Origin of the sequence: Pseudomonas sp. 31 R 17 (assembly GCF_900004915.1) — a bacterium.
Classification (GTDB): domain Bacteria; phylum Pseudomonadota; class Gammaproteobacteria; order Pseudomonadales; family Pseudomonadaceae; genus Aquipseudomonas; species Aquipseudomonas orientalis_A.
Genome location: NZ_CVTN01000081.1, coordinates 33,600 through 46,363, shown reverse-complemented (window position 1 = coordinate 46,363; position 12,764 = coordinate 33,600). Strand labels below are relative to the sequence as shown.

The 12,764-nt window shown below is 58.4% G+C and carries 13 protein-coding genes and 3 pseudogenes; 12 read left to right on the top strand and 4 right to left on the bottom strand.

The features are described 5' to 3' along the window. The first annotated feature begins 534 nt into the window (after window positions 1–534). Window positions 535–2,064, top strand: a complete 1,530-nt coding sequence (locus BFP89_RS23295; RefSeq protein WP_065887824.1) for an NCS1 family nucleobase:cation symporter-1 — start codon at window positions 535–537, stop codon at window positions 2,062–2,064. Window positions 2,065–2,077: 13 nt separating this feature from the next. Next, on the top strand, window positions 2,078–2,806 hold the full coding sequence (locus BFP89_RS23290) for an aspartate/glutamate racemase family protein (protein ID WP_065887823.1): 729 nt from the start codon (window positions 2,078–2,080) through the stop codon (window positions 2,804–2,806). 111 nt (window positions 2,807–2,917) lie between these two features. On the opposite strand, the gene BFP89_RS23285 is transcribed toward BFP89_RS23290, so the two are convergent. After that, on the bottom strand, window positions 2,918–3,847 hold the full coding sequence (locus BFP89_RS23285) for a LysR family transcriptional regulator (RefSeq protein ID WP_065887822.1): 930 nt from the start codon (window positions 3,845–3,847) through the stop codon (window positions 2,918–2,920). Window positions 3,848–3,953: 106 nt separating this feature from the next. Between BFP89_RS23285 and BFP89_RS23280 the strand changes: the two genes are divergently transcribed. Continuing rightward, on the top strand, window positions 3,954–4,700 hold the full coding sequence (locus tag BFP89_RS23280; RefSeq protein ID WP_065887821.1) for a 3-oxoacyl-ACP reductase family protein: 747 nt from the start codon (window positions 3,954–3,956) through the stop codon (window positions 4,698–4,700). Window positions 4,701–4,896: 196 nt separating this feature from the next. Here BFP89_RS23280 and BFP89_RS23275 read toward each other — a convergent pair whose 3' ends face one another. Next, entirely contained in the window at window positions 4,897–5,583 is a 687-nt protein-coding gene (locus tag BFP89_RS23275; RefSeq protein ID WP_065887820.1) for an HAD-IA family hydrolase, read from the bottom strand. Window positions 5,584–5,810: 227 nt separating this feature from the next. Here BFP89_RS23275 and BFP89_RS27940 point away from each other — a divergent pair. From BFP89_RS27940 to BFP89_RS23255, 5 genes and pseudogenes are all read left to right on the top strand, one after another. Beyond that, window positions 5,811–6,062, top strand: a pseudogene (locus BFP89_RS27940) (type II toxin-antitoxin system RelE/ParE family toxin); the annotation flags it as partial. Continuing rightward, window positions 6,016–6,372, top strand: coding sequence for a helix-turn-helix domain-containing protein (locus BFP89_RS23270; protein ID WP_065887819.1), 357 nt, complete (start codon window positions 6,016–6,018; stop codon window positions 6,370–6,372). The pseudogene BFP89_RS27940 and the gene BFP89_RS23270, both read left to right, overlap by 47 nt. Before the next feature lie 49 nt (window positions 6,373–6,421). Then, window positions 6,422–6,787: a DUF2784 domain-containing protein gene (locus tag BFP89_RS23265; protein WP_065887929.1), complete on the top strand. Its 366-nt coding sequence runs from the start codon at window positions 6,422–6,424 to the stop codon at window positions 6,785–6,787. Between the two features lie 54 nt (window positions 6,788–6,841). Continuing rightward, window positions 6,842–7,420, top strand: a complete 579-nt coding sequence (locus tag BFP89_RS23260; RefSeq protein ID WP_065887818.1) for a DUF4337 domain-containing protein — start codon at window positions 6,842–6,844, stop codon at window positions 7,418–7,420. A 303-nt stretch (window positions 7,421–7,723) separates the two neighbouring features. Next, complete coding sequence (locus BFP89_RS23255) at window positions 7,724–8,059, top strand: hypothetical protein (protein WP_065887817.1); 336 nt, start codon at window positions 7,724–7,726, stop codon at window positions 8,057–8,059. A 97-nt stretch (window positions 8,060–8,156) separates the two neighbouring features. Here the strand turns inward: BFP89_RS23255 and BFP89_RS23250 are convergent, their stop codons facing one another. Further along, window positions 8,157–8,615, bottom strand: coding sequence for a DUF2442 domain-containing protein (locus BFP89_RS23250; protein WP_065887816.1), 459 nt, complete (start codon window positions 8,613–8,615; stop codon window positions 8,157–8,159). Between the two features lie 3 nt (window positions 8,616–8,618). Continuing rightward, on the bottom strand, window positions 8,619–8,948 hold the full coding sequence (locus tag BFP89_RS23245) for a DUF4160 domain-containing protein (protein ID WP_083208136.1): 330 nt from the start codon (window positions 8,946–8,948) through the stop codon (window positions 8,619–8,621). Window positions 8,949–9,256: 308 nt separating this feature from the next. Here BFP89_RS23245 and BFP89_RS23240 point away from each other — a divergent pair, with 308 nt between their 5' ends. The 4 genes and pseudogenes from BFP89_RS23240 (at window position 9,257) to BFP89_RS23230 (ending at window position 11,861) form a co-directional block, all read left to right on the top strand. Further along, window positions 9,257–9,526 carry a short-chain dehydrogenase gene (locus tag BFP89_RS23240; protein ID WP_065887815.1) on the top strand — a complete coding sequence of 90 codons (270 nt, stop codon included), beginning with the start codon at window positions 9,257–9,259 and terminating at the stop codon, window positions 9,524–9,526. A gap of 227 nt (window positions 9,527–9,753) precedes the next feature. Next, window positions 9,754–10,791: pseudogene (locus tag BFP89_RS29570) on the top strand (PAS domain-containing protein); the annotation flags it as partial. Between the two features lie 36 nt (window positions 10,792–10,827). Further along, window positions 10,828–11,064, top strand: a pseudogene (locus BFP89_RS29815) (methyl-accepting chemotaxis protein); the annotation flags it as partial. A 215-nt stretch (window positions 11,065–11,279) separates the two neighbouring features. Further along, window positions 11,280–11,861, top strand: a complete 582-nt coding sequence (locus BFP89_RS23230) for a DedA family protein (RefSeq protein ID WP_065887927.1) — start codon at window positions 11,280–11,282, stop codon at window positions 11,859–11,861. Window positions 11,862–12,764 lie beyond the last annotated feature (903 nt).

The window sequence follows — 12,764 nt, the reverse complement described above, 5'->3', positions numbered from 1 at the left end:
TTTAACGGGGCGCCTGAGATCAAGATCAAAAGCAGATCAAGAGCGACTCGCTTCGCATCGTGGTTACGGTTGAGCGCTACAGAGTTGTGTAGATGCCTATGCCCCGATGAGGGAGTGTCAGTAGGCACATCTGCAACTGGCCCCCTGCAATCGGGGGCAAGCCCCCTCCCCACATTGGACTCGCCTTTACCATTGAGATGTACACACTACTGTAACTATCGGTGCCATTTATGTGTGCAATCTCGCTTGAAGCGCACCAAAACGTAACACTTCCTTTCTAAAATTTTTTGCCCTCCCAGATCGATCCCCCTCCTCAAGAAAATAAATAGCTGTTCGATCGGTCAATTTATATCGCTTTAAATTCAGCGATTTATTCCAACAACCAATAAAAACGAAATTAACCGCGGTTTTAATAGATCCAAAGATGGCACGCATGTGGCTTAAGGGTATTTAAGCTTTGTATACAATAAATACAAAATCTAAATACACTTTGCCATCTGCCGCATTGCTGCGGATGTGCTGGAGCCCGCCGAAATGCGTACTAGCCTCTCCCATGACGTCGCATTGGATCTGCCCTCCTCCGCCCTGAATCCCGAGGCAGCCAGCCCCGGCCCGCTGGTACTCAGCCCACGCCTGCACAACAAGGACCTGGCGCCGACCAAGGCCGAAGGGCGTCGCTGGGGGCGCTACAGCATCTTTGCGCTGTGGACCAATGACGTGCACAACATCGCCAACTATTCATTCGCCATCGGCCTGTATGCATTGGGCCTGGGTGGCTGGCAGATTCTGCTGTCCTTGGGGATAGGCGCGGCACTGGTGTACTTTTTCATGAACCTGTCGGGGTACATGGGCCAGAAGACCGGCGTGCCGTTCCCGGTAATCAGCCGTATCAGCTTCGGTATCCATGGCGCACAGATTCCGGCGTTGATCCGTGCGGTGATTGCGATTGCCTGGTTCGGTATCCAGACCTACCTGGCCTCGGTGGTTTTCCGGGTGCTGCTGACGGCGATTCATCCAGGGTTTGCCGACTACGACCACAACTCGATTCTCGGCCTGTCATCGCTCGGCTGGGCGTGTTTCGTGGCGATCTGGCTGGTGCAATTGGTGATCCTGGCCTATGGCATGGAAATGGTACGTCGCTATGAAGGATTCGCCGGACCGGTGATTCTGCTCACCGTGGCCTCGCTGGCCGGCTGGATGTACTTCCAGGCAGGCGGCCACATTGCCTGGTCGATCCGCGAACCGCTGAGCGGCGGCGAGATGTGGCGCAATATCTTTGCCGGAGGCGCGCTGTGGCTGGCGATCTACGGCACGCTGATCCTCAACTTCTGCGACTTTGCACGCTCCTCGCCCTGCCGCAGGACGATCCAGGTGGGTAACTTCTGGGGCCTGCCGGTGAATATCCTGGTGTTCGCCGCCATCACCGTGCTGCTGTGCGGCGGGCAGTTCCAGCTCAATGGCCGAGTGATCGAAAGCCCGACCGAAATCATCGCCGCCATTCCCAATACCTTCTTTCTCGTGCTCGGCTGCCTGGCCTTCCTGATCGTCACGGTGGCGGTGAACATCATGGCCAACTTCGTCGCCCCGGCGTTCGTATTGAGCAACCTGGCGCCCAAGTACCTGAACTTCCGTCGCGCCGGGTTGATCAGCGCCACCGTCGCGGTGTTGATCTTGCCGTGGAATCTCTACAACAGCCCGTTGGTGATCGTGTATTTCCTGTCCGGCCTGGGCGCACTGCTGGGGCCGTTGTATGGGGTGATCATGGTCGACTACTGGTTGATCCGCAAAAGCCAGGTGGATGTGCCGCAACTGTACAGCGAAGACGCGCAGGGGGTTTATTACTACAGCCGGGGCGTGAATCTGCGCGCGGTGGCGGCGTTCATTCCGGCAGCGGTGATTGCCATCCTGCTGGCGTTGTTGCCCGGGTTTGCCAGTGTCTCGCCGTTCTCCTGGCTGTTTGGCGCCGGTATTGCAGGGTTGCTGTACCTGCTGATCGCCAAGCGCCAGCCGTTCTACGCCGATGTCAGCGGCGAAAGCATTGCCGTCGATAACGTCAGTCATTAAACAAGGACATTCCATGCGCATCCTCGTGGTCAACGTCAACACCACCGAATCCATCACCCAGACCATCGCTGAGCAGGCCAGAAGCGTGGCCTCGCCGGGCACCGAGATTGTGGGGCTGACCCCCTACTTCGGCGCCGAGTCGGTGGAGGGCAACTTTGAAAGCTACCTGGCCGCCATCGCCGTCATGGACCGCGTAATGGCCTACGATCAGCCGTTTGATGCGGTGATCCAGGCCGGCTACGGCGAGCATGGCCGCGAAGGCTTGCAGGAGCTGCTCAACGTGCCGGTGGTGGATATCACCGAAGCCGCGGCCAGCACGGCGATGTTCCTGGGCCATGCCTACTCGGTGGTGACCACCCTGGACCGCACGGTGCCGCTGATCGAAGACCGGCTGAGACTCGCCGGCCTGTACCAGCGCTGCGCCTCGGTACGGGCCAGCGGCATGGCGGTGCTGGAGCTGGAAGAAAACCCGGTGGCGGCCATGGAAGCGATCGTGCGCCAGGCGGAACTGGCCATCCTTGAGGACAAGGCGGAAGTGATCTGCCTGGGCTGCGGCGGCATGGCCGGGCTGGACGAGCAGATTCGCCAGCGCACCGGGGTGCCGGTGGTGGACGGGGTGACGGCGGCGGTGACGATCGCTGAGTCGCTGGTGCGGTTGGGGTTGTCGACGTCCAAGGTCAGGACCTATGCGGCGCCAAGGCCGAAGAAAATCCTGGGCTGGCCCGGCAAGTTCGGCCACTGAAAATCAACTGTGGGAGGGGGCTTGCCCCCGATGGCGGTGGATCAGCCAATGAATCTGCTGGCTGACACACTGCAATCGGGAGCAAGCCCCCTCCCACACTTGGAATTCTGTTTACTTTGCGACTGCACTGAATCTGCGGCCCAATTGCTGCTCGGCAAACTGCTCGATCACAAAATCCACGAACGCCCGGGTCTTGCCGGGCAGCAACTTGTGCTCGGCGTAGTAGATAGAGATATTGCCGTCATCCACATACCAGTCCGGCAACACCCGCACCACCGCGCCGCTGTCGAGGAACGGCACGGCCATCGGCAGGCTGACCAGCGCAATGCCCAGGCCCTGGGCGCTGGCGCAGCAGGCGGCTTCGGAATCACTCATGGTCATGGCGGGCTTGAGCACCAGCGGGCTGTGCTCGCGCTCGCGGTGGGTCAGTTGCCATGAGCGCACCCGGCCTGTCTGCGGCGAGCGGATCAGGATGCCGTGGCAGCGCGACAAATCCTCGGGCGCACGCACTGCGGGGTGTTGCGCCAGATAAGCCGGCGACGCCACCAGCACCCGGTGCGCCGGGGTCAACGTGCGCGCCACCACGCCCTGGGGGAGTTCAAAGCCACCGCCAATGGCGGCGTCGAAGCCCTGGCCGATCAAGTCCACCTGGCGGTTATCGAAGTGCCAATCCGGGCCGATCGCCGGAAAGCGCCGCATGAATTCACCCAGCAACGGCACCACGTAGCGATTGCCAAACACCGTGCCCATGCTCACCTTCAGCGTGCCCACCGGTCGCCCCTCGGCGCTGGCCAGGTTGGCCACGGCGTTCTGAATCGTCGTGAGGCTCCCGCTGACTTCGCCCAGGAACAGCTTGCCGGCTTCGGTCAGGGTCAGGCGCCGGGTGCTGCGCTGGAACAGCCTGACACCCAGGCGCGCTTCCAGCTTGGCCACGCTTTTACCGACCGCCGCCGGCGTCAGGCTGAGGTGTCGCGCAGCCTCGGCGAAGCTGCCGCCCTCGGCGCTGCGCACAAAGCATTCGATACTGCCAAAGCTCTCCATAACCCGCCACTCTAAACTTTTGGTTTACACAGACTATAGCAATCACGCTCTACCGGCCTGGTCGCGTGAGGCCGATACTCGGCTCATCAACTACTTGGAGATCGACATGACTACTGCAACCCTCACTGGCAAAGTCGCCTTGGTTCAAGGCGGTTCCCGTGGCATCGGCGCGGCCATCGTCAAGCGCCTGGCCGCGCAGGGCGCTGCCGTTGCCTTTACCTACGTCAGCTCGGCCGCCAAGGCGCAAGCCTTGCAGGACAGCGTGATCAGCGCAGGCGGCAAAGCCCTGGCAATCCACGCCGACAGCGCCGATGCCACAGCGATTCGCACGGCGGTCAACGCCACCGTCGAGGCCTTCGGGCGCCTGGATATCCTGGTGAACAACGCCGGCGTGCTGGCTATCGCCCCGCTGGAAGACTTCACGCTGGAAGACTTCGACCAGACCCTGGCGATCAACGTGCGCAGCGTCTTTATTGCCACCCAGGAAGCCGCCAAACATATGGTCGAAGGTGGCCGCGTAATCAATATCGGCAGCACCAACGCCGAGCGCATGCCGTTTGGCGGCGGTGGCCCGTACGCGATGAGCAAGGCGGCGCTGGTAGGTTTGACCAAGGGTTTGGCACGCGACCTGGGACCACGGGGGATTACCATCAACAACGTGCAGCCAGGGCCGGTGGACACGGATATGAACCCGGCGAACAGTGAGTTTGCCGAGAGTTTGATCGGGTTGATGGCGGTGGGGCGCTATGGCCATGTGGAGGAGATTGCCAGTTTTGTGGTCTATCTTGCCGGGCCGGAAGCGGGCTATATCACCGGTGCCAGCCTGACCATCGATGGAGGGTTCAGCGCCTGAGGTTTTTACAACACTGCATAGGCTTGCCCTAATGCCGTCTGTAGGAGCGAGCTTGCTCGCGAAAAGCGTCAACGATAACGCGTGCTTTCTTAATGAACGCGGTGCCTATGAGTTTTTCGCGAGCAAGCTCGCTCCTACAAAGGGCGGTATACGCTACTGACTGGCAAGCCCCCCACATTTTCAGCCCTGTGCTGAATCAGGACATAGGTGGCAAGCCATAGGCCGCCAGATCAAAGTCCGCCAGTTTGCGAATGATCTGGTCGGCATGCTGATATTTACTGTCAGCCATGGCTTCATCGGGCACGGCGATGGCGGTCATGTGCGCCGCTTTCGCCGCTGTCACGCCGAATGGCGAGTCCTCGAACACCAGGCAATCCCCAGGCGCCACGCCCAGGCGACGCGCAGCGGTGAGGAAGATATCCGGCGCAGGCTTGGCGGCGCCGACCTCCGGGTCGTCGGCAGTGACGATGGTGTCGAACAGGCCAAACCACTCGCGGTGCAACGTCGTCTTGTGGCCGAACGAGTTGCGCGACGAACTGGTACCCACGGCAATCGGAATGTTATGCGCCTTTAAATGCCGCACCAGCGTCTCGGCGCCAGGCATGCCCAGGGCTTTGGGAAACCGCTCGCTCATCAACGGCTCGCGAATCTCCAGAAACTCGGCCGGTGTGATCGGCAAATCCAGCGCCTTGACGACATAGTCGGCCAGGTCCTGTGCACCGCGCCCGATGATGTGCTGCTTGATGCTCCAGTCATAGGTGCGGCCGTAGCGTTCGGCAATAATTTGCGTGACTTCGGTGTAGATGCCTTCGGTATCCAGCAACAAACCGTCCATATCGAAAATCACAGCCTTGATCGGGACAGCGGTACGCGGTGCGTTCATCACAACAGAAACCCCGGGGGGAAGACAAAAAGGATTCAGCACAATAGCGGCCCTGGTTGCCTGCAAGCAACCTTGGTGAAGCCCCGATAAGGCATTCATGCCACGCAACAGTTTTATCCGCTGGCGCGCCCGCGGCCGTCTAGGGTTTGTGAGTGAACAGTGATCTGCCTTTGACCACAATCTGAAAATGCACCTTGCAAACCTTATAAAAGACTTATTAACCTCCAATGAATTCGATCCACTGGACCCGCAAATCGGTCAAACAACTGCTTCGGCTGCATACCTACCATCAGCAACAGGTACGCAATGCGGTGTCAGCGCTTGAGCGCATGCCGGATGCAGTCAACGTCAAGGCGTTGGTTAACCATCCACACGGCTATCGGTTGCGAGTGGGTAATTACCGCGTCCTTTTCGACTGGGACGGCGACATCCATGTGGTCAGCATTCAAGAGGTCAAGAAACGTGACGAACGAACCTACTGCCGTACAGATCATCCACAATACCGAGGGCAAGCCAGCCTTTGTGGTGATCCCCTATGAACATTATCTGGCCCGGCAAAACGACCCGGACCTGATTCCCCACGCTGTCGTCAGCCGCCTGGTAGAGGGAGCGACACCCATACGGGCCTGGCGCGAGCACTTGAACCTCACCCAGGATGAAGTTGCCAAGCGCCTGGGCATTTCACAATCGGCATTCGCCCAGCAAGAAGCGGTCACCAAACCACGTCGAACCACGCGGGAAAAAATCGCCAAGGCCCTCGGCATAAATGCCTGTCAACTTGAGTTATAACCTCATCCCCAAAGCCCGCGCCTTCGACGCCCTCAAAGCGAACCCAGACATGTTCTACCGTCTAGCCGCCGACAGCCTGGTGCTGTTCCATTTATGCTTCATCCTGTTCGTGCTGTTCGGTGGCCTGCTGGCGCTCAAATGGCGACCGCTCATCTGGCTGCACCTGCCCGCAGCGGCCTGGGGCGTTGCCGTCGAGGTGTTTCACCTGCCCTGCCCGCTCACCCGCTGGGAAAACCTGTTGCGCCACATGGCTGGGCAGGAGAGTTATGGCGCAGGCTTCATCGAACATTACATCCTCGCGCTGATCTACCCGGCCGGGCTCACGCCGCAGATCCAGTTGGGCCTGGGTGCGCTGGTGCTGCTGGTCAATATTGCGGTGTATGGGCACCTGATCCGACGTTATCGACAGGCTTGAGACAGCCGCACTGGTGAAGAATCAGGCTCCCTCTGCCCCCTCGTAGACGCCGCCATGTCCGAAGCCTTCGAAGTCCCCAGCCCCCACGAAAAGCACCTCGAACACACCACCGAACAGGCCCACGGTCGAGGCGATACCTTTGCCAGTCGTATCGCGGTGATGACCGCCATCATGGCCACCGTCGGCGCCATGCTCAGCTACCAGGCCGGCTCCAGCGAAAGCGAGGCGGCGATGGACAAGAACAACGCCGCGATCATCAAGACCGAAGCCGCCAACCAGTGGAATTACTACCAGGCCAAATCCAGCCGCCAGAACCTGGCGGAGCTGGCCACGCATATTCCCGGCGTGGATGCCGCCCACTACAACGATGAAATCCAGCGCTATAAAAGCCAGAAGGAAGAGGTGCGCAAACAAGCCGAGAAGCTTGAAGCCACCTCCCAGGAATGGGACCGCAAATCCGAAGAAGCGCTGCACCAGCACCATCGCTGGGCCCAGGCGATGACGGCGATTCAGATCGCGATCTCACTGGCGGCGATTACCCTGCTCACGCGCAAGGAATGGCTCAAGCGCATGGCGTACGCGGCCGGCGGCGTGGCCGTGGTACTCGGCAGCCTGGCCTGGCTGCATCTCTGACCGAGCGCAGGAAAACCTAATACCAGTCAGTTAAGCGTACGTCGCCCTCTGTAGGAGCGAGCTTGCTCGCGAAAAACGTCAACGATAACGCGTGCATTCTGAATGAACGCGGTGCCTGTGAGTTTTTCGCGAGCAAGCTCGCTCCTACAAAAAGCCTTAACTGACTGGCATTCGGGCTTGCCCCCGGATGGCGGCCTGATCGTCTCCACAAACCTTGGCTGGCTGATTTCAATCCGCCATCTGAGCGATTAAAGTGTCGCGCCTCGAGAATTGAGTCTCGAGATTCAGCCCATGGAGTTACGCGTGAAGTACGTCAGTAAAGTAGCAACAGCCGCCGTTCTTGGTCTCACCCTGGCAGGTTGCACCGGCACCGCCATGAAAACCCAGCAATACGACGCCAGCCAATACACCGTGCTCGGCCACAGCGAAGCCAGCGCCACCGGCATCATGCTGCTGGGCGTTATCCCGATCGGCCAGAACAGCCGCTTCGTCCGCGCTCAGGATGCAGCCATCAAGGCCAAAGGCGGCGACGCGATGATCAACACCCAAGTCCAGGAAAAATGGTTCTGGGCCTGGGTCCTCAATGGCTACACCACCAAGATCTCCGGTGATGTGATCAAGTTGAAAACCGCGCAATAAGTATCAGGTTGCCAGAACGCTGAGCCTGGCAAGCGACGGTCATGGGCCTGACTTGAGAGGATGGTCCATGACCCTTGGTAATGATGTGCAGGTACATTTAAGCGTGATGGCCCTTGTAGCCCTTATGCTCATACTCCCATCCCCTGCACGCCAACCCAACATGCTTGGGAATCAACGCGGCACCACTGCTGTACGCAGTGATAGTCCTACGCGAAAAGCCCAGTTCTACGGCAGCTGCTGAGAGGGACAAATTATTGCTGAGCATCCACTTTCTGAAATCCTGCGTCAGCATAACCTCGCCAGATTGTTCCAACGCCAAACGGTGCAGCGTGACTGCGGACAGTTCGAGGTCATTACCCCATGTCACATCAAAACCCCACTCACCGACTTTCGCTTGACTGAATAGCGCCAAATCCAAGAGCGGCGTGAGAACAGTAAACGTACTTATATAATCGGCGAGGTCGACGGTATGTCGCTTACCGTTGTTCCACTCGATCTCTAGCGCATGCTTGCCGGCAACTGGTTGCACAGCAGAAATGCGAAGCTTGCTGGTCATATGTCAGTCCCTCCGGTTTTGTTCGTCCCATACCCGCTCAAGATCAGCGATATGAGCGCCTGCCCAAAGCAGGGCAGCTTTCAAAGCTTTCTTCTCGGCGCCTGTACCGAGCACAACAAGCCCTTCGATCTGAACCAACGACTCACCATCCGGTGTCTGCACGTGAAAATGCGGCGGCGCGTGGTCGTCGGGATAGATTTTTATTTTCCAGTTTCGTTCACTGTGAAGGGTCGCCATGGCGTCAAATGCTAGAGAAATATTTTCTCTAGCACAACCTTCAGATTCGTCCTGCCTCCGTAGCGCGACTAAAAGCCACGACCACAGCTCATTCATTTGGGCAACGTCCTACACGACGCGCAGAAACGGGGGGCTCCCGTTTCAAAATCCCCATGCCTATAGTCATCCGGTCACTCATAGGGTGACCGGGTTTGGCGACTCGACGATAAATCGACAGAAATGTCCTCGCATATTTGCGGGATGCTTCTGCGCGCAATAAGCTGCTCGACGGTAGCTGTGCGCGGGAGACCTTCGGGTCTGCCGGTTTTTCCGATTGTCCCGGTTCGCCAACCTGCGTACAGCTGCCACCTTTTGTTTGGCGACAAATGTGTGGCTGCTTTCCTCTGACAACCGGAGTTGCACATATGAACCACTACATAGCCCTCACCAACAACGACAGCGCCACCCCTGCTCTTTTTGTCGACACCACGGCGCCGCTGGAAATACTTCTCGACGCAGCAACCTATCGACTTCGCGCCGTTACCCAGGTCCTTGAGAACCTCGCACTACGCAGTGAGATCAGCAGTGATGCTGTCGTACTCGGCGATTTCGCACTGCTCTGCTCAATACCGTTGCGCGACGGCTGCGATTTGCTGGACGTCATAGGGCGGCGGATGGACATGCCTTGCGCCTGACCTGAATCACCAGATTTTCAAACTGCAGAAATAACGAAGCCCCTGATTTTTTGCAGCATCAGGGGCTTGTTTACTTTTCAAGCGACCGCCGCACGCCGGGAGCGTTAAGGGCCACCGATCTCCAGGGCACGCTCATCAGATCATGTACAAATCAAAAATCGTGTACAGTTTTTTTCACTCATGACGATATAGATGGCAAGGTGCCATGGATCGGGCCCGCAACATCTATGAGTCCAATCTCCATGATTAATGTCTTCAAAATGCGCCGTGATCGTCGCGCTGTTCAACAATTGGTTGCTGCAATCACCCGCCGGGTACCGCCACAAGTAGACGGGTGCGCTGAACGCGCTGCTGTCCTCGATGCCTGGAAGGCTTTTGACTCCCTTGATCGCGACGCCCAGTCCCGTATCCATGCGCTTGAGCAGGAACTGGAGGCAGCCCGTGAGCTGCTTCGCGAAGCTGCGTCGTCCGCGCATGCCCACGAGGTGCGGTTTGATCTTGTAAACCGCGCCTCCAGCGAAGGGCTCTGGGATATGGAGGTCGTCGCCGGCGACCCGGTGAATCCCAAAAACCGCTTTTGGTGGTCTCAGCAACTGCGAAACCTTCTGGGGTTCAACGATGAGCGCGATTTCCCAAATGTGTTAGCCAGCTGGGCCGACCGCCTGCATCCACAGGACAAGCAAGCCACCCTCGACGCTTTTGCCCGCCACTTGAACGATAAGTCCGGGCACACACCGTATAAAGTGAAAAATCGCCTAGCCATGAAGGACGGTTCCTACCGTTGGTTCTATGCCCAGGGAGAGACCTTGCGGGATGATCGGGGGATGCCTCTACGCGTCGCGGGTTCTCTGCGTGATATCCATGATCAGCTTGAGCGAGACCAGGAGCACGACGTCATCATCACCCGATTTGAACTGGCCAGGGAGATGCTCTCGGACGGTCTGTGGGATATGGAAGTCATCGCGGGAGACCCGGTCAATCCAAAGAACCCTTTCTGGTGGTCTCCGCAGTTCCGACGATTGCTTGGATTTGAAACGGTGGAGGAGTTCCCGGATGTCCTGGACAGCTGGGCATCCCGACTACATCCGGATGATAAGGAACAAAGCCTCGACGCATTTGGTGCTCACCTGAACGACCGATCGGGTAAAACGCCCTTTGATATCGAGTACCGCCTGAAGATGAAGAGCGGTGAGTATCGGTGGTTCAGAGCGCGAGGTCAGACCCGCCGCGACTCCAGCGGCTCACCCCTTCGGGTAGTAGGTGCCCTCGTGGATGTCCACTTGCAGCATGAGCAGGAGGCGCTGCGGCAAACTGAGGTCAAGCACCAGCGGACGCTTGAGAACAACATCGCCCAATTGTCACAGATCGTCGGGACGATTCAGAGCATTGCCAACCAGACAAATCTGCTGGCACTGAACGCGGCGATTGAGGCCGCGCGCGCGGGCGAAGCGGGTCGCGGCTTTGCGGTCGTTGCAGACGAAGTGCGCAAGCTGGCAACGCGTACGACTGAAGCGACCGAACAAGCTGCCGGGATGATTGCTCGCTAAGTCCCGTCCTGGTGCCTGCTGTCTAATCCGCAGCAGGCATCCAACGGCCGTGAACGCGCGCGCTCATCCCCCCTCCCGTATGACCGCATAGAACGGCGGCCGGAAGCGCTGGCCACATTGTCGAAACCTTTTTGCTGACGGATACCTCAAAGGAAACGCGAAGAATCCGGCGCGGCCTTTCCGTGCCAAGCAACAAGGAATACGCCGTGCTCGAACATCTTGATCTAAATGCGCTGATCGCTGGCTACGGCTACTGGGTAATCTTCCTGGGCTGCCTGCTCGAAGGCGAGACCGTTCTTATCCTGAGCGGAATGGCTGCGCACCAGGGCACTTTGCAAGTGCTGCAGGTGATCGGGTGGGCCACTGCCGGCGGGATACTCGGCGATCAACTGCTGTTTTGGACCGGACGTTATTCCGGGCAGCGCCTGCTGCCCAAACTCAAGCGTCACCAGTCAGCCATCGAACGGGTAGAGAACCTTATCCACCGCTATCCGACGACCTCGGTATTTACCGTGCGCTTTCTCTACGGCATGCGCCTGGTGGGGCCCATCGTGATCGGTGCCAGTGGACTATCGCCTTGGAAGTTCGCCCTGATCAATGTGCCAAGTGCAGCAATCTGGGCCACCCTGTTCGTCGGCGCCGGCTATTGGGCCGGCGAAGCATTGCAGCATTTCTTTGGCGACCTGAAGCCGTATCGCCTGCCGATCTTCCTCGTCGTGGTAGCGCTGGTGGCCCTGGCGGCAGTGGTGCGGTATTGGCGAAGACGATCCAGGGCGTCGCAGCGCTGAGGCGGAAGCAGATGCAGCGGCTCGTCCGGGTGTGTCGACGCATAGAGCCTGTATGCTTGGATAAGCGCTATGGCGAGAATCACCTGACGGCGAGGCTAGCCCTCCAGAGTCCGAACGGGGGCAGATGGCGGAACAAACCCGGCAAACAAAAGGCCCCCGCACTTGGTCAAAGTGCGTGGGCCTTTTTTACATAAGCGGCGTTATAGAAAGTCTGTGCCCCTAACCTTTTACGAATCGAACTCTGCTTCGGTCATCCGGCCCAGATAGGAGCAATTAAGAAGTATCGCCCTAGAACTCGCTTGTGCAGTGCGACGTGCCTCCTCAATCACGGACGTCGTGACTTTTTGCTCATCGATCCACATATACGACGAGTGATAGGTGAAGTTACCGTCGTGTTCGATATTGTGAAAAACAAAATAGTAGTAGTGATACATCATTTTACCTCTCCTTGGATGATGGCCAATTGTAATCAGCGGCGAGGCAATTAGGCCACCCCATGCAGGCAAAACTTCACAACAAAACGAACGAAAAGCGCCCCTTCCTGAGTACGCCTTAGCGACCACTGCCCGCCCAATAATGGAGCGCCAGTCCCATGGTGGTCTCATGGAGCTATTTTTTGGACGCCAAAAACCACAAACCACAGTTTTTCTCTAGTAAAATCATGGGCTTGCGTTTTCAGAATGTAGCGGTGAAGGAGAGATTCGAAAGTACCCGCACCCTCGATCGCTCAGCCGAGGCCCCGGAATACAAGGGCTCCAGCGGTGCCAGTTGCGCGAAAGCATTCCCACGCCATTCCCATGAGCCTCAGATTGCACCGCGTTACGCGTGCGCATCACACGTGTAGGGGGCTGAGATTCGAAATCTAGAGGGAATCAAACGACGCCGAGACGGCTGAGATGGCTT